Below are 17,303 nucleotides of genomic sequence, written 5' to 3'. Positions count from 1 at the left end.
GGCGAGTCGCTCACGCGTGGGGGACCTGGGTTGCCATGGTAGTGGTTACGATGAACAAGGGAGGATGCGGCCGCTTGGACCGAGGCGCCACCAATCCCCCAGTCTATCAAGCTCCGCGCGATCTGGCTAAATCAGCGAGGCCCGGTCGGTGCTTCAGTCGGCACTTCAGGCGGCACTTCAGGCGGCGCTGTCGGCGGTGCGATAGCGGCCGCGATAGTCGAACAGCTTTTCACGCACCTGCCAGTGACGCCCCACCTTGCGCCCGACCACGAAATCCGGGGCCCTGAGCCTTTGCTGCTCGCGACATACCTGATCGGGTGACGTCGGCGACCAGGGCACACCGGGCGCCCGGGCGTGATCACGCAGAAACACCGCCTCGAAGGCCCGCCGCTGGGCGGGCGTCTCCAGTGCGAACCACTCGGCCAGGGTGGCGCCATCCTCATCATGGTAGGTGACCTTGAGCCGCGGCAGCCCCCGCCCATTGACGGTGGGCTCGAGCAGCATGCCGCTGACCCGCAGTACCCTGGCGTCCTTGAGCTTCAATGCCTCGCGCAGCTTGTCATCGGCGTCCACCAGCAGCGTCTGGCACCCATGGCAGCGTCGGGCGGCGATATCGTTCTCGGCGCCGCAGTCACCGCAGGTCTTGAAGCGAAAACGAAAGTCGCACTGGCGCGCCCCTGGCTCGGCGGCGGCCAGCGCCCTGCCTTCGGCGTCGACCAGGCCCTGGCAGCGACGGCCGAAGTGTTCGATCACCAGCTCGCCGTCGCGCTTGCCCCAGAACAGGTTGGCGTGGCCACACAGCGGACAGGGCACCTGCACCGGCTCGCTGTCGCTGTCCGGCCGCGGACTGCCCACCTCCGGCGCATACAGGTCCCAGGGATTGCCGGCGTAGTCGAGGATCAGACAGTCGCGCTTGCCGGGCGAGAGCCTGAGCCCTCGCCCGACGATCTGCTGGTACAGGCCGACGGACTCGGTGGGCCTGAGGATCGCGATCAGGTCCACATGGGGCGCATCGAAGCCAGTGGTCAGCACCGAGACGTTGACCAGGTACTTGAGCCGTTTCGCCTTGAAATCCTCGATCAGCCGGGTGCGCTCGTCACTGTCGGTATCGCCGGTGATCAGTGCCGAGGCCTGTGCCGGCAGATAGCCGAGAATCTCCTCGGCGTGGGCCACGCTTGCCGCAAACAGCATGACGCCCTCGCGCTGCCGCGCCCGCTCGATCACCTCGGCGATGATGCCCGGCGTGGCCCGGTGCCCGGCCACCACGCGATTGAGCTCTTCCTCGCGATATAGCCCGCCGGTTCCCGGCGCCAGTTGTGAGAAGTCGTAGCGGGCCACCGCCGCATCCACCTTAAGCGGGCTTGCCAGATAGCCCTGGCGCACCATCAGCCGCAGCGGCTGCTCGAACACGCAGTCGCCAAAGAAGCTGTCCGCGTCACCGCGCACCATGCCGTGGTGGTGGCGGTGGTAGATGAAGCCCTGGCCCAGCCGATAGGGGGTCGCGGTCAAACCCAGTACCTTGAGCGAAGGATTGCGAGAACGCAGATGGTCGATGACCCGCCGATAGGAGGAGTCCGCGTCCAGCGATACCCGGTGGCACTCGTCGATCACCAGCAGGGTGAAGGGTCCATGGGCGTTCTGCTCGTCACTTACCGCGTCCAGGTGGCGGACCACCGACTGCACCGAGCCGAACACCACCTGGCGGGCGCTCTCCTTGCGCCCGAGTCCGGCGCTGAAGATGTCCGCCTCGAGGCCGTAGGCCAGGTACTTGGCGTGATTCTGCTCGACCAGCTCACGCACGTGGGCCAGCACCAGCACCCGCCCCCGGGCCAGGCGGGCCAGTTCGGCGATGACCAGTGACTTGCCGCTGCCGGTGGGCAACACCACCACCGCGGGCTCGTCGGACTGACGAAAGTGACCAATGACGCGTTTCACCGCCTCGTGCTGATAGGGCCGCAGTTCTGGCCTGACGGAGGCGGGAGGCGACGATGGCGGGAGCCGGGACTCGGTCTGGGGCATGACGACGCCTTTACTCTGCAGGGTTCGGCAAATATTGATCCAGGGCACATCAGCGTGCACTCGGCGCCAGTAGCATAGGCGCCTGCGCGTCGAACCGACGCACTCTACGCCAAGCGCTCGATGCTCCACAACAGGGCCTGCCCCTCCCCCACCCTCCGGGCAGCCCTGGGGCACCGGCCTCGGCGAGTCACGCCGCACGTCAAGCGGCTCCGTCTTCAAGGACTCAGCCATGTCGCTTCGCCAACTCTGTCAGATGGCCTCCCTGCTCGTCTTTGCCGGTCTGCCCCTGCTGCAGGGCTGCTCCGAGGGAGATCCGCCCCTGGCCAAGCAGGTCACCCGCCCGGTCAAGCTGCTCACCCTGGACGAGATGGGCAATCGGTCCCTGACTCGCTACCCCGGTGTGGTCGAGGCCTCCGAACGCACCGACCTGGCCTTTCGCATCGGCGGGGAACTCAAGGAGTTGAACGTCCAGGCCGGCCAGGCGGTGACCAGTGGCGAGCGTATCGCCCTGCTCGACGACCGCGACGCCCGCAACGCCTTGTCCAACGCCCAGTCGAGCTACGACCTGGCGCTGGCGACCTACCGCCGCATGCAGATCTCGCTGGAAAAAGGCGCCATCAGCCGCGCCGCCTTCGATGAAGCCCGGGCGGCCTTCCTGTCGGCCCAGGCCCAGTTCGACCTGGCCAAGGATCAGCTCGGCTACACCGAGCTGAAGGCGCCCTTCGACGGCGTCATCGCCAGCGTGCCGGTGGACAATTTCCAGGTGGTGGCCCCCCAGCAGACCATCGCGGTGCTGCAGCAGCCCGGCAATATCGACGTGACCTTCGACCTGCCCGAACAGCAGATCCGCCAGCTCGATCTGGAACGCGTGCGTGCCGCCCTCAAGAAGGCCGACAGCGTTGCCTGGGTGCGCTTCGGCGATGACGAGCGTCGTTTCCCCGCGCGCTACAAGGAGCACGATACCCGCGCCTCCAGCGGCACCCTCAGCTACACCGTCACCCTGACCCTGCCGACGCCGGACGACGTCTACGTGCTGGCCGGCATGAGCGCCGTGGTATCGATGGACCTCAACGCCCTGACCGGCGAAAGCGACGGCCTGTGGCGGGTGCCGCTGGGCACCGTGGTCACGCTGGAGGACGACCCCGAGGCCACGGTGGTGTGGCGCTATATCGCCGACGACGAAGCCTCGGGCAAGGTGGAAGCGGTACCGGTAGAGGTCCGCACCGCCAGCGACGACGGCATCTTCATCGCCGGCGAGCTGGCGGCCGGCGACCGACTGGTCGGCGCCGGCGCCCATCTGATGCGCGAAGGTCTTCGCGTCACCGCCTGGACCCAGGAAGAGGGGCTCTAGGTCATGGTCGGCTATTTTCTGCGCAACAAGACCATCAGCTGGATGGTCACGATCCTGCTGTCGGTGGGCGGTATCGTCTCCTTTCTGGGCCTGGGGCAGCTGGAGTTTCCCGACTTCACCATCCGCATGGCGCTGGTCAGCACCGCCTACCCCGGCGCCAACCCGCAGCAGGTCGAGGAAGAGGTGACGCTGCGCCTGGAGAAGGCGATCCAGGAGATCCCCAACCTCAAGCGGGTCAGCTCGGTGAACAGCGCCGGGCTCTCCCAGATCACCGTGGAGCTCGACACCGACGTCCAGGGCACGGCCCTGCCCCAGTACTGGGACCTGCTTCGGCGCAAGATCGGCGATGCCCAGGCGGGCCTGCCCCCCGGCACCTCGGAGTCGCTGGTGGTGGACGACTTCAGCGACGTCTACGGTCTGCTGTTCAACCTGTCCGGCGATGACTACAGCCTTTACGACCTGAAGAATCAGGCCGACTTCCTGCAGCGCGAACTGCGCCTGATCGAAGGCGTCAAGAAGGTGGTGATCGCCGGTGATCGCCCGGAGCAGGTGACCATCTCGCTCAACCGCGAGCGCATGCAGGCTCTGAACATTCCCCCGGATGCGCTGATCGGCCTGCTCAACGCCCAGAACGCGGTAGCCGACGCCGGCAGCGTGCGTCGACACGGCAAGATCATCTCGTTGCAGCCCAGCGGCGAATTCAGAAGCGTCGAGGCGCTGGAGGACCTGATCGTCGGTCGCCCCGGCGCCAACCCGGTGCACCTGGGCGACATCGCCACGGTGACGCGCGCGCTCACCGACCGTCCCGGCCAGCTCTACCATGCCGACGGCAAGCCGGCGATCTCGCTTGGCCTGTCGTTCGTGTCCGGGGTCAACGTGGTCAAGGTCGGAGAGGCGGTGGACGCCCGCCTGGCCGAACTGGAATCCCGCCTGCCTCTGGGCATGCAGCTGACCCCGGTCTACCACCAGCCCCAGGTGGTCAAGGAGGCGGTGTCCGGCTTCGTCATCAACCTGATGGAGTCGGTGGGCATCGTCATCGTGGTGCTGCTGGTGTTCATGGGCCTGCGCTCCGGCCTTCTGATGGGGCTGATCCTGTCGATCACCATCCTCGGCACGCTGATGCTGATGGCCGCCCACGGCCTGCAGTTGCAGAAGGTCTCGCTGGGGGCCCTGATCATTGCCCTGGGCATGCTGGTGGACAACGCCATCGTGGTCACCGAGGGCATGCTGATCGGCCTTGGCAAGGGCAAGAGCAAGCTCGAGGCAGCCAAGGAGGTGGCCGGCCAGAACTGGCTGCCACTGCTCGGCGCCACCGCCATCGCCATCACCGCCTTCGCCCCCATCGGCCTGTCGCCGGACGCCACCGGCGAACTGGTGGGCTCGCTGTTCTGGGTGCTGTTCTATTCACTGCTGCTGAGCTGGATCACCGCCCTGACGCTGACCCCCTTCTTCTTCGACATCTTCTTCAAGGATCGTGAGATCGGCGACGGCGACAGTCACGAGGATCCCTACAAGGGAGTGATCTTCCAGCTGTTCGGCTGGCTGGTCGACAAGGGCATTCGCTTTCGCTGGCTGACCATCGCGGTCTGCGTGGGCCTTCTGGTCGGCGCCTTCGCGCTGTCCTCCAACATCAAGAACGCCTTCTTCCCGGATTCCACCACACCGCTGTTCTTCGTCGATGTGTGGATGCCGGAGGGCACCGACATTCTCGAGAGCGAGCGGGTGGCCTCGCGCCTGGAGGCCCAGGTGGCGACGATGGACCAGGTCACCCACGTGACCAGCGTGATCGGCGGCGGCGCCCAGCGCTTCACCCTGACCTACTCACCCGAGGACCGCTACGCGAGCTATAGCCAGCTGATCGTGGAGACCGAGGATCTCGACAGCCGAGCAAGCCGTATGGCCGAGATCATCACCCTGCTGCGCGATGACTATCCCGAGGTGCAGTACAAGGTCCAGGCGCTGCAGGTCGGTCCTGCGGCCAAGGCCAGCCTGGAGGCGCGCCTGTACGGCCCGGACCCGGACACCCTGCGCAAGCTCGCCACCGAGGTCAGCGAGGTGTTCCGCGCCGAGCCCTTCGTCGACAGCATCCGCCTGTCCTGGGGCAATCGGGTGGAGGAGCTGACGCCTGAGTTTCTCGAGCAGCAGGCGCGGCGCGTCGGCGTCACCCGCCAGGCGCTGCACCAGGCGTTGCTGATCCACAACGACGGCCAGATGGCCGGCGTCTACCGCGAGGGCTCCGACCTGATCCCCATCGTGCTGCGCGATGAACGGCAAGAGCGCTACGGCCTCAACGACATCGCCAGCCTCAACGTCTGGAGCGCCGAGCAGCAGACCTACATCAGCGCCGGCAGTGTGCTGGGGCCGCTCGAGACCCAGCTGCATGATCCACTGATCAAGCGTCGCGACCGTCAGCGCATGCTTGCGGTCTACGCCGAGCCGCTACCGCTGTCCGGCGAGACGGCGGCCAACATCCTTGCGCGGCTCAAGCCCCAGATCGAGGCCATCGATCTTCCCGAAGGCTACCACCTGGGCTGGGGCGGCGAGGACGAGACCTCGCGTGACGCCAAGAAGGCGCTGTTCAAGCTGTTGCCGCTAGGCATCCTCGGCATGTTCATCCTGACCATGCTGCTGTTCGGCAACCTGCGCCAGTCGCTGGCGATCTGGGCCATCGTGCCCTTGACCGTGATCGGTATCGTCGGCGGTCTTCTGACCTTCAACGCCCCCTTCACCTTCATGGCGCTGCTCGGCACCCTGAGCCTGGTCGGCATGGTGCTCAAGAACGCCATCGTGCTGGTCGAGGAGATCAAGATCCAGATGCCTCTGTACGAGGCGCCCTTCGATGCGGTGATGGCCGCCGCCATCAGTCGGGTACGGCCGGTATCCATGGCGGCGATCACCACCATGCTGGGCATGATCCCGCTGTTCGGCGACGCCTTCTTCGCCTCCATGGCGGTGGTCATCGTGTTCGGTCTGGGTGCGGCCACCCTGCTGACCCTGGTAATCCTGCCGGTGATCTACGCCACCCTGTTCCGTATCCATCCTCCGTCGCCAGTCGAGGGGCCTACCGGAACCTGACCCCTATCGGAAGGTGACTGCAAGACAAGGCCCTCGCGGGCGATACCCGCGAGGGCCTTGTCGTTGGCTTGCGGCATAGGCCGCCGGCGCTCAATCGAAGCGCGGTGGGCGCCCGTCCAGGCGTGCCCGGGTCGCTTCTCGCTGCTCGCGCCCGGCCAGCAGGTTGCGCTGCAGTTCGGCCTCCATGGCCAAGCGTCCGCGCTCATCCAGGCGTGGCGCCTCTCGCCACAGCCGACGCGCCGCGGCCACCGCCTTGGGCGAGCGCCGGGCCATGGACACGGCGAGCTCCAAGGCCGCCTCGCGCGGGTCCTCGTCCAGCCGCGAGGCCAGCCCCAGCACCATGGCCTCGTCGCCGGCCAGATGGCGGCCGGTCAGCATCAGATCCTGAATCACGTCCTGGCGCAGCGCGGCGGCGGTGACGCTGACCGCCATATCCGACATCAACCCCCACTCGATCTCCGGCAGCGCCAGCGTCGCCTCCGGGTGAACGATACGCAGATCGGCACCCAGCGCCATCTGCAGGCCGGCGCCAAAGACGTGACCATGCAGCGCCGCTACCACCGGCGCCCCCAGGTCACGCCAGCCAAGCGCCAGGCGCTGGGCCGGATTGACCCCACTGGCGTCCGGCGTCAGCAGCCAGGCCACGCGCTCGGGGCTTGCCACCACCGAGGCCACGTCCAGTCCCGAACAGAAGCTCTCGCCCTCGCCGGTAAGCACCACGGCGCGCAGGCCCACCCGCTCGCCGAGCCAGCGCTGAACCTCGAGCAGGGCGTCGATCATCGGCGGATCCATGGCGTTGTGGCGATCGGGCCGCTCGAGGTGAACCCGTGCCACATGGTCGATCAGGGAAACGCTCAAGCGGTCATGAAAACTGCGCTGGGTGGATGAGGACATGGAAGCTCCGTCGATAAGGTGGCCGGTCAGGTGATCGATAAAGGGGGCGAAACTGCGAAAGCGGGAACTTCAACTTGGCACCTGACGCCGCTCGATACAACACCTGACTTTGTCCCGGATACGACAACGCCGCCCGCAGGCGGCGTTGTCGTGGGTCTGGAGGGACTGGAGGATCAGCCCAGCCACACCCGGGCATTGCGGAACAGCCTGAGCCAGGCGCCGTCCTGGCTCCACTCGGCCGGCCGCCAGGAGTTGGTGACGGCACGCACCACCCGCTCCGGGTGGGGCATCATGATCGTCACCCGGCCATCCGGCGTGGTCAGGCCGGTGATACCGGAGGGCGAGCCGTTGGGGTTGGCCGGATAGCGGGTGGTGCACTGGCCGTAGTTGTCGATATAGCGCAGGGCCACCTGGCCCGAGCCCTGCATGCTGCGCAGGTGGGCGCTATCGCGAAACTCGGCGCGGCCCTCGCCATGGGCCACGGCGATGGGTAGGCGCGAGCCTTCCATGCCGGCCAGCAGGATCGACGGGGTCTTCTCCACCTGCACCATGGCCACTCGGGCCTCGAACTGCTCGGACTCGTTACGCACGAAGCGCGGCCAGTTCTCGGCGCCGGGGATCAGCTCCTTGAGCTGGGACAGCATCTGGCAGCCGTTGCACACGCCGAGTGCGAAGCTATCTTCGCGCGCGAAGAAGTCGGCGAACTGCTCGCGGGCACGGGGGTTGAACAGCACCGACTTGGCCCAGCCACCGCCGGCGCCGAGCACGTCACCGTAGGAGAAGCCACCGCAGGCGGCCAGCCCCTTGAACTCGTCGAGACCGACACGTCCCTCGAGCAGGTCGCTCATGTGCACGTCGACCGCCTCGAAGCCGGCCTTGTCGAAGGCCCAGGCCATCTCCAGGTGACCATTGACGCCCTGCTCGCGCAGGATGGCGGCACGCGGACGTGCGCTGTTGACGAAGGGTGCGCTGATGTCCTCATCGACCTTGAAGGTCGGGCTGGCACTCAGGCCCGGGTCACGGGTGTCGAGCAGGTTGTCGAACTCGTTCTTGGCGCACTCGGGGTTGTCGCGCAGGGCCTGCAGGCGGTAGCTGGTCTCGCTCCAGGTGCGCTGGGTCAGCTGCCGGGTGGTCTCCAGCAACGGCTCCTCGAACAGGGTCACGCGGATCTGGTCGTCGTAGCGCGGACGGGCGATGACGCCACAGGTCTCGATACCGGCGGCGGCGAACTGGGCCAGCACCTCTTCGGTGTGCTCACGGCTGACCTGGATGACCGCCCCCAACTCCTCGCTGAACAGCGCGTCCACCGCCTCGGCGGCCTCGTCGATCAACCAGTCGAGCTTGATCTCGAGCCCGGCGCGGCCGGCGAAGGCCATCTCCAGCAGGCTGACGATCAGGCCACCGTCGCTGCGGTCGTGGTAGGCCAGCAGTCGACCGTCGGCGTTGAGCCCCTGGATGACACTGAAGAACGCCTTGAGGTCCTCGGCGTCGTCCAGGTCCGGGCAGTCGTTGCCGACCTGACCGTAGACCTGGGCCAGGGCGGAGCCGCCCAGACGATTCTTGCCGGCGCCCAGGTCGATCAGCAGCAGGTCGCTCTCGTCCTGGTCGAGGCGAATCTGCGGGGTCAGCGTCTTCATGGCGTCGGTGACCGGAGCGAAGCCGGTGATCGCCAGGGTCAGCGGCGAGGTCACCGCCTTCTGCTCACCGTCCTGCTCCCAGGCGGTGCGCATGGACATGGAGTCCTTGCCCACCGGCACCGCGATGCCCAGCGCCGGGCACAGCTCCATGCCGACGGCGTGCACGGCGTCATACAGCGCCTGGTTCTCGCCTTCATGGTCCGCCGCGCTCATCCAGTTGGCCGACATCTTGATGTCGCCAAGCTGGGCGATCGGGGCAGCGGCCAGGTTGGTGATCGACTCGGCCACCGCCAGGCGTGCGCTGGCGGCGGGGTCGATCAGCGCCACCGGCGAGCGCTCGCCCATGGCCATGGCCTCACCGGCGTGGGTATCGAAGCTTGCCGTGGTCACCGCCACGTCGGCCACCGGCACCTGCCAGGGACCGACCATCTGGTCACGCGCGACCTGGCCGGTGATCGAGCGGTCGCCGATGGTGATCAGGAAGCTCTTGGAGGCCACGGTGGGCAGACGCAGCACCCGATCCAGCGCCTCGCGCAGGTCCAGGTTGTCGAGCATCACACCGGGCAGCTCCAGCGGCGCACGCTCAAACTCACGCTGCATCTTGGGTGGCTTGCCGAACAGCACGCTCATCGGCAGGTCCACTGGACGGGTGTCGAAGTGGCCGTCCACCACCGCCAGGTGGTGCTCTGCGGTGGCCTCGCCGACCACCGCGTAGGGGCAGCGTTCGCGCCGGCACAGGGCGTCGAAGGTCTCGAGATCCGCAGGTGCCACCGCCAGCACGTAGCGCTCCTGGGCCTCGTTGCACCAGATCTCCAGCGGGCTCATGCCGGGCTCGGCGTTGGGCACCTCGCGCAGGCTGAACAGACCACCACGATCGCCGTCCTTGACCAGTTCCGGCAAGGCGTTGGACAGACCACCGGCGCCTACGTCATGGATAAAGCAGATGGGGTTGTCGTCACCCAGCGCCCAGCAGCGGTCGATGACCTCCTGGGCACGCCGCTCGATCTCGGGGTTGTCGCGCTGAACAGAAGCGAAGTCGAGATCGAAGCTCGACGAGCCGGAGGCCATCGACGACGCTGCACCGCCGCCGAGCCCGATCAACATCGCCGGGCCACCCATCACGATCAGCTTGCCGCCCACCGGGATCTCGCCCTTGGCCACGTGCTGCTCGCGGATGTTGCCGTAGCCGCCGGCTATCATGATCGGCTTGTGGTAGCCGCGACGCTCGATGCCGCTGGCACCGAGGGCGTCCTGCTCGTAGGTACGGAAGTAGCCGGTGAGGTTGGGACGGCCAAATTCGTTGTTGAAGGCGGCGCCGCCGATGGGGCCCTCGAGCATGATCTCCAGGGCGTTGACGATGCGCTCGGGCTTGCCGTAGTCGAACGCCTCCCAGGGCTGCACGAACTCGGGGATACGCAGGTTGGACACGGTAAAGCCGGTCAGCCCCGCCTTGGGCTTGCCGCCGACGCCGGTGGCGCCTTCGTCGCGGATCTCGCCGCCGGCACCGGTGGCCGCGCCGGGATGAGGCGCGATGGCGGTCGGGTGGTTGTGGGTCTCGACCTTGGTCAGGATGTGGATCGGCTCCACTTCCCCGCCGTAGCTGGCGCGCTCACCGTCACGCCCGGTCAGCGGGGTGGCGAAGAAGCGACGCGCCTCGCTGCCCTTGATCACCGCAGCGTTGTCGCTGTAGGCCGACAGGATGCCGTCCGGCGAGGCCTCGAAGGTGTTCTTGATCATCTTGAACAGCGAGTGGCTCTGGGCCTCGCCGTCGATGACCCAGTCGGCGTTGAAGATCTTGTGGCGGCAGTGCTCGGAGTTGGCCTGGGCGAACATCATCAGCTCGACGTCGCTGGGGTTGCGGCCCAGCTCGACAAACGCCTCGACCAGGTAGTCGATCTCGTCCTCGGCCAGGGCGAGTCCCAGCTCGCGATTGGCGACCTCAAGCGCAGTACGGCCACCCTCGAGCACGTCCACCTGGCCCAGCGGCGCCGGCTCATGGTGGGCGAACAGGGTGGCGGCGTCGGAGCTGTCTCGCAGCACCGTCTCGGTCATGCGGTCGTGCAGGCCGGCGACGATGGCGTCGAAGTGGGCTTCCTTCAGCGTACCGCGCACCTTGATGCGATAGAGGATGCCGCGCTCCAGGCGGTTGATCTGGGTCAAACCGCAGTTGTGGGCAATGTCGGTAGCCTTGGATGACCAGGGAGACTGGGTGCCGATACGTGGCACCACCAGCAACGCAAGCCCCTCCACATCGCTATCCTGCTGTGCCGGCCCGTAGTCGAGCAGGCGCTCGAGCAGGCTCAGTTCGGTGGCATCGAGCTCCCGCTCCAGATCGGCAAAGTGCACATACTCGGCGTGCAGCGCCTCGATCTCGGGGACGGACACACGCAGTTGAGCCAGCAGCTTGGCGTGACGGAAGGTGGACAGGGCGGGCGCTCCGCGCAGTTCGAGCATATCCAGGAGCCTCTGAAGATCAGCGATAAAAGAAGGGGGCCGCGGCGGGCGAGACGGCATATGATACTGGAAACCGACGGGTGCGAGAAATCGATGCGGATGACAGCGCCCCGTGGGCTGGGTAAGGTGGGCGCTCCACCATGAGCGATTTTGCCCCGATGAAGGACGGTTTCCGTCATGCGCGGCGCCTGCGCATCCTTGCCGCCAGTGGCCTGGGCCTGCTGTGGGCGCTCTGGCCAACACCGCCCGGCCCCTCCTCAAGCGCCGCCCTGGAGCGAGTACTGGCACGTGATTTCATCACCGTGCACACCCGCAATACCCCCTTTACCTACTACGAGGGGCGCCAGGGACCTACCGGTTTCGAGTACGAACTGATGCGTCGCTTCGCCGACCGCCTCGGGGTCAGCCTGAACCTAAGCGATGACCACCATGTGCAGAGCGTGCTCGACGCGGTGCGCCACCAGGGCGACCTCGGCGCGGCCGCCCTGCCGCTGGATCCGCTGGCGGAAGGCCTGGTGTTTTCGCGCCCGATCCTGTCGATGCAGCCGATGGTGGTGTATCGCCGAGGACTGCAGCCGCCCAAGGCGCTCGATGACCTCAAGGACTGGAACATCGGCATCGCCAAGGGCACCGGCATCAGCCGCGTCATGCACGAATTGCAGCGCGAGCACCCTCGCCTCAGCTGGAAGGAAGCGGAAGACCTGGAGATCGCTTCGCTGCTCAGGCGCATCGAGGATGGCGAGCTGGACGCCGCGGTGGTGTACGCCCACCAGTTCCGCCTCAATCGTCTGTTCTTCCCCGAAGTGGAAGACGGCTTCGACATCGGCGAGCCGGTGACCATGGCCTGGGCCTTCTCCGGGAAAGACGGTCTGGCGCTGATCGAACGCGCCAATACGTTCTTCGACGAGCTTCGCGCAGAGGGTGAACTCGACCGCCTCACCGCCCGCTACTTCGGTCATGACGACTATCTCGAGTACGTCGGCGCCCGGGTCTTCATCAACCACGTCAACAAGCGCCTGCCCCGCTTCGATGCCCTGTTTCGAGAGGCCGCCCGCGCGCAGCACTTCGACTGGAAGCTGCTGGCAGCGGTCGGTTATCAAGAGTCCCACTGGGACCCCGAGGCGACGTCGCCCACCGGGGTGCGTGGGCTGATGATGCTGACCAACGCCACCGCCGAGGAAGTCGGAGTATCGAACCGGCTGGACCCGGCCCAGAGCATCGAGGGCGGCGCACGCTATCTGCGCAGCGTCGAACAGCGATTGCCCGAGTCGATCACCGGTGAGGACCGTCTCTACATGGCGCTCGCGGCCTACAATGTGGGCCTCGGCCATCTGTATGACGCCCGTGACATCGCCCGCATGCGGGGTGGCAACCCGGATCTGTGGCGTGATGTGCGTGAGGCGCTGCCCCTGTTGCAGGAAAGCCAGTGGCACAGCAAGACACGCCACGGCTACGCAAGGGGTGGCGAACCGGTCATCTATGTGCAGAATATTCGCCGCTATCTCGAGATCCTCGACTACGTCGATCGCAGCCAGCAGCAGTTCCACCAGCTGAATGCCCGCCTGCCCGATCAAGCCGACGCCGAGATCTTCGAACTCGTGCCCCCCATGCCCTAGGACACCTTGCCTTCATGTCTCGAATTGCCCTGTCCATGACGCTGCTGGTCATCCTGCTGGCCACGGCGGGACTGATCGTCGACCCCTCGATGATCCAGGATCAGAGCCACAGCGCCAGCTGGACCCTGCTGCTGCTGATCGGCATCGGCCAGGCGATGTGGTACTGGCGTGGGGTGAGGATGTCGGTCGTGTGTCTGCTGCCGGTGCTGGCGATCCTGCTGCTGGGCCTGGCCAGCTACCTGCTGCCCGAAGCCCTGATCCCTTACGTCACGCTCGACCAATGGGCATCGTGGCTACCCGGGGTCCAGGGCCTCGACGATCTTCGACCGCCCTTGATGGAGCTGCTCATCCTGCTGGCGCTGACTGGCGGGCTGCTGGGACGCACCCGGGCGAGCCTGGCTGCCCCGCTGCTGCAGGCGCTGGCGGCGCTGTTACTGGTCACCGAAGCGCTGCTGCTGGCCACCGACGAGATCCGCTCGCCGCAGAACCTGGCAGGCACCCCCGCCAGCATGCTGTTGCTGGCGCTCTTGCTGGCCGCCCAGTTCGTCGGCGTGGTCTCGGGGTGGCGCCACACCCAGACCAGCATCCTGCGCAGCCTGATTCCCTCGCTCGCCCTGGTGCTGGCCAGTCTGTTCGTATGGCATCAGCAAACGCTATACGTGGACCAGCAGCTTCAAGACGAGCTGCAGGGCGAAGCGGATCGTCTGGCGACTCAGCTTGGCGCCGAGATAACGGCCCACCTGGAGGCAGTGAGGCGTTTCGCCAGCTTCTGGAGCCTGCTGGAAGAGCCCCCCAGCGCCGAAGAGTGGGAGCGCCAGGCCGCCTTTTACCACCAGGACTTCAGCTACTTTCTCAACATCGCCTATATCGAAGCCGACGGTACCATCCGCCTTGTCCACCCACGCGATGACAGCAACCGGGCGATCGTCGGCATCAATGCACTAGACGTGGACCGCCCCTACGTCGACGCACTAGCGAAGGCACTGTCCGCCAACCAGGAGGGCCACACCGGCGTCGTGCCACTGCTGCAGGGGATGCCCGGCATGATCTACTACCTGCCGATCACCTCCCCCGACCAGCAGCGCGTCACCGGCGCTGCGGCCATGGTACTCAGCTTCCCGGTGCTGGCCGACAAGCTCTACGCCGAGACCCTGCTGGACCGTGAGCATATCCGCATGCGCTTTGCCGTGGATGGTGACACCATCCGCGACTGGCCGACCAGCGAGTCGCCAGGCCCATGGACCACGCTTAGCCTGCTTGCCCTTGACGAACAAGAGCTGACCGTCGCCTTGAACGCCTCCACCGGCTACCTGCTGGGTCTGCGTTCGCGCCAGCCGGTGGCCAGTCTCAGCATCGGGCTGCTGCTGGCTTACCTGCTGTACATGGTGGTATTCGGCCACCACCGCATGTCGGTACAACACTCGTCGATGTACCGCTCCAACGAGGAGCTGCGCCGAGAGGTCCGCCATCGTACCGAACTGCAGCGTGAGGTGGAGTGGCTTGCCGGCCACGACGAGCTGACGCTGCTGCCCAATCGCCGCCTGTTCATGTCGACGTTGCGAGAACAGCAGGAGTGCCGCCCGCTGAGCGTTCTTCTGTGTGACATCGATCACTTCAAGAGCATCAATGACCAGCTCGGCCACCAGGCGGGGGACGAGGCGCTTCGTCGCTTCGCCCGAGTGGGACGCCTGGCGATGCCCGAAGGGGTGGTGCTGGCCCGTTACGGCGGCGAGGAATTCGTCGCCCTGCTGACCGGGGTGGCCGCGGACGAGGCCGTCGAGATCGCCGAATCCCTGCGCCAGAGCGTGATGAACTGCGGCGTTGAGCATGCCGACGGGCGCCCCATGACGGTAAGCATCGGCATCGCCAGCCACGGCGCCGGCGACCTGATCGCCGAAGACCTGCTCCACCGCGCGGACCTGGCACTTTATCGGGCCAAGCGGCAGGGGCGCAATCGCATCGAGGTTTGTGGATCACCTGCCTGAGCGCGGCCTTGCGCGGATCTGGCACGCGGCCTCAACACCAGGCGCCAACCAGACACCCACCCGCCCCCTCGATGTCCTTGATCTACATCAGGAAAGGCATGGTTCCGCGCCCACTTGGCCGCATTTTCCAGCACAATCCCCCGAACGTCTATTCTTCTCGCTGATCGGTTCGGCGAGATATTTCGCTGACCACAACGTCCAACAACCGCCAGCTCCTCGCCTGGAAAGTGGGTACATGCTACGTCTCAGAATCCCGCTGACGCTGTTGTCCCTGGCACTGTACATTGCGGGGCTCTGCGCCAGCCTCGCCGGCTATACCGCCTCGACCACCTTGCCCACCCTGGTACTGGGCGGCTTGATCGGTCTTGCTCAACTGGCCTGGTACCGCCAGCGGCTGGGCTTGAGTCTGACGCTGGTGGTGGCGGTGTTGGCCGCTCTGCTGATCGGCGTGGCCGGCGATATCCTGCCCCAGGGCTGGCTGTCTCTGGCGACTTTCGATCCACCTGCGCCGCTCGATACTGGCCACCCACGCCTTTCCTGGCAGTGGCCGGGGTTGGCCGACAGCCTGCTGCTGGCGTGCCTGGCCTTGAGTCTTGCCCTGCGCACCCGTGCCGGCCTGGGCACCCCCTTGCTCCACGCCATCGCCGTCCTGCTGTGGGGGAGTCTGGCCTACCAGGTGGCGGCGCCCGAGACACTGCCGCCGCTGGCGCCACCCGCAGGCCCCTGGGCGCTGGCGGGCAGCGGGCTGCTATTGCTGACCCAGTTCCTGGCGGTGGTGACCGGCTGGCGCCACAACCTGGCGAGCCTGTTGCGCGCTCTGGGCCCCGGTCTTCTTATTGCCACGGCAACGGTTCTGCTGTGGTGCCAGCAGGATAGCGAGGCCAATCGGCAGCTATTCGAACGTGCCCAGCGGGAGACCGATCGCCTGTCGGCAACGATGACAGACCGCATCGACGACACCCTTCGAGCCATGCATCGCTTCCATCTGGTCTGGGAGATCGATCAACGCCTGCCCTCGGCATCGATGTGGCGCCACGAAGCCCAGAGCTTTATGAACGACTTCCCGGAACTGCCCCTGCTGGCCCTGATCGATCTCTCCGGACGGGTCGAGCACCTCTATCCCGACGACAACTGGCACCAGGCCTACCCGGGCATGCGCTTGCTGGATGGAGCCCTCGACCAGCCACTGATGGAAGTGCTGCAGCAGAGCTTTCACCAGCGCGACGCGGTGTCATCGGATATCCTGCCACTGCCCGATGGAGGCTGGGGCATCATCCACTTTCTGCCGATCCACACGGTGGATGGTGATCGGCTGCTGGGTTCGGTCGCCATGGTCTTCAGCCTCGACGCCTTAGCTTCCAATCTCCTGCCCGCGCTCGCCGATATACCGGACGCCATGACGCTGACATTGAAAGACGGCGACAGCACCCTATGGCGGGTACCGACGTCAGCGGCTAATTCGCCCTGGAGGCTCGTCAGCGACGTTCGTCTGCTGTCCCATACCCTGCACCTGGAGCTCAGCCCCAACCGCCGTTTGCTGGAGCACCTGAAGCTGCACTATCCGAGTTCAACGCTGTGCACCGGCCTGATCATGGCTCTGCTGCTCTACCTGCTGTTGTTCAGCCGCCATCGGCAGCGCCAGCAGCACCGCCAGATTGCCGATACCAATCTCGAACTACGCCGAGAGATGCGGCGTCGTTCGCGCCTGCAGAAAAACATCGAATGGCTGGCAGGACACGACGACCTCACGGGCCTGGCCAATCGACGCACCTTTCTCGCCAGCCTGCCGACGGATGCCGGACAGAACCCTCTCAGTCTGCTGTTATGTGACCTCGACCATTTCAAGCGCATCAACGACCAACAAGGCCATCAAGCCGGGGACCAGGCACTCAAGCGCTTCGCCGCCTGCGCGCAGAAGCTGCTTCCACAGGGTGGCGTGCTGGCCCGCTACGGCGGCGAGGAATTCGTGGTCTATCTGCCACAGGGCGATATCGCCTGGGTACATGCCTGGGCAGAACGCCTGAGGCGAGAGGTGCAGGCCTGCGGCGTACAACACGAAGACGGCAGTCCCATGACGGTATGTATAGGCCTGATCACCCAGACCGACGGCCCCGTTGTGCCAAGGGACTTGCTGCATCGAGCGGATATGGCGCTGTATCGTGCCAAGCGGCTGGGCCGCAATCGGGTGGAGATCGCCGAGGCGAAGCCCGCTGCCGAGCCCAGCGAGGCCACAGAGCCCAGCGGTCTGTTGCACTCCTGACTCAGGTCAACC

Annotated in this window: 8 protein-coding genes; 5 read left to right on the top strand and 3 right to left on the bottom strand. The window is 66.3% G+C overall.

Annotated features, from left to right (window positions below):
- Window positions 1–177: 177 nt before the first annotated feature.
- Window positions 178–2,019 carry a DNA repair helicase RadD gene (locus tag C6W88_RS10190; protein ID WP_108132371.1) on the bottom strand — a complete coding sequence of 614 codons (1,842 nt, stop codon included), beginning with the start codon at window positions 2,017–2,019 and terminating at the stop codon, window positions 178–180.
- A gap of 229 nt (window positions 2,020–2,248) precedes the next feature.
- On the opposite strand from C6W88_RS10190, the gene C6W88_RS10185 reads away from it, so the two are divergent.
- Both C6W88_RS10185 and C6W88_RS10180 read left to right on the top strand, forming a co-directional pair.
- On the top strand, window positions 2,249–3,370 hold the full coding sequence (locus C6W88_RS10185) for an efflux RND transporter periplasmic adaptor subunit (RefSeq protein ID WP_108132370.1): 1,122 nt from the start codon (window positions 2,249–2,251) through the stop codon (window positions 3,368–3,370).
- A gap of 3 nt (window positions 3,371–3,373) precedes the next feature.
- Entirely contained in the window at window positions 3,374–6,445 is a 3,072-nt protein-coding gene (locus C6W88_RS10180) for an efflux RND transporter permease subunit (RefSeq protein WP_108132369.1), read from the top strand.
- 90 nt (window positions 6,446–6,535) lie between these two features.
- Here C6W88_RS10180 and C6W88_RS10175 read toward each other — a convergent pair whose 3' ends face one another.
- Both C6W88_RS10175 and purL read right to left on the bottom strand, forming a co-directional pair.
- Entirely contained in the window at window positions 6,536–7,339 is an 804-nt protein-coding gene (locus tag C6W88_RS10175; protein ID WP_045992008.1) for a crotonase/enoyl-CoA hydratase family protein, read from the bottom strand.
- A 173-nt stretch (window positions 7,340–7,512) separates the two neighbouring features.
- A complete protein-coding gene (gene purL, locus C6W88_RS10170) occupies window positions 7,513–11,430 on the bottom strand; it encodes a phosphoribosylformylglycinamidine synthase (protein ID WP_108132368.1) in 3,918 nt (1,305 codons plus the stop codon).
- A gap of 140 nt (window positions 11,431–11,570) precedes the next feature.
- Between purL and mltF the strand changes: the two genes are divergently transcribed.
- The 3 genes from mltF (at window position 11,571) to C6W88_RS10155 (ending at window position 17,291) form a co-directional block, all read left to right on the top strand.
- A complete protein-coding gene (mltF, locus tag C6W88_RS10165) occupies window positions 11,571–13,046 on the top strand; it encodes a membrane-bound lytic murein transglycosylase MltF (RefSeq protein WP_231498603.1) in 1,476 nt (491 codons plus the stop codon).
- A 14-nt stretch (window positions 13,047–13,060) separates the two neighbouring features.
- Window positions 13,061–15,031 (top strand): GGDEF domain-containing protein, encoded by a 1,971-nt coding sequence (locus C6W88_RS10160; RefSeq protein ID WP_108132367.1) that lies wholly within the window; start codon window positions 13,061–13,063, stop codon window positions 15,029–15,031.
- A 235-nt stretch (window positions 15,032–15,266) separates the two neighbouring features.
- Window positions 15,267–17,291 (top strand): GGDEF domain-containing protein, encoded by a 2,025-nt coding sequence (locus tag C6W88_RS10155; RefSeq protein WP_108132366.1) that lies wholly within the window; start codon window positions 15,267–15,269, stop codon window positions 17,289–17,291.
- The last annotated feature ends 12 nt before the right edge of the window (window positions 17,292–17,303 follow it).

It is taken from the genome of Halomonas litopenaei (assembly GCF_003045775.1).
Lineage (GTDB): Bacteria > Pseudomonadota > Gammaproteobacteria > Pseudomonadales > Halomonadaceae > Halomonas > Halomonas litopenaei.
The sequence above is the reverse complement of the archived record's forward strand: the minus strand, read 5'-3'. Positions and strand labels throughout refer to the sequence as shown.

Coding starts and splice junctions, on each gene's coding strand:
- C6W88_RS10160 (WP_108132367.1), top strand. CDS start 13,061: ATGTCTCGAATTGCCCTGTCCATGACGCTGCTGGTCATCCTGCTGGCC.
- C6W88_RS10175 (WP_045992008.1), bottom strand. CDS start 7,339: ATGTCCTCATCCACCCAGCGCAGTTTTCATGACCGCTTGAGCGTTTCC.
- C6W88_RS10180 (WP_108132369.1), top strand. CDS start 3,374: ATGGTCGGCTATTTTCTGCGCAACAAGACCATCAGCTGGATGGTCACG.
- C6W88_RS10185 (WP_108132370.1), top strand. CDS start 2,249: ATGTCGCTTCGCCAACTCTGTCAGATGGCCTCCCTGCTCGTCTTTGCC.
- mltF (WP_231498603.1), top strand. CDS start 11,571: ATGAGCGATTTTGCCCCGATGAAGGACGGTTTCCGTCATGCGCGGCGC.
- purL (WP_108132368.1), bottom strand. CDS start 11,430: ATGCTCGAACTGCGCGGAGCGCCCGCCCTGTCCACCTTCCGTCACGCC.
- C6W88_RS10190 (WP_108132371.1), bottom strand. CDS start 2,019: ATGCCCCAGACCGAGTCCCGGCTCCCGCCATCGTCGCCTCCCGCCTCC.
- C6W88_RS10155 (WP_108132366.1), top strand. CDS start 15,267: ATGCTACGTCTCAGAATCCCGCTGACGCTGTTGTCCCTGGCACTGTAC.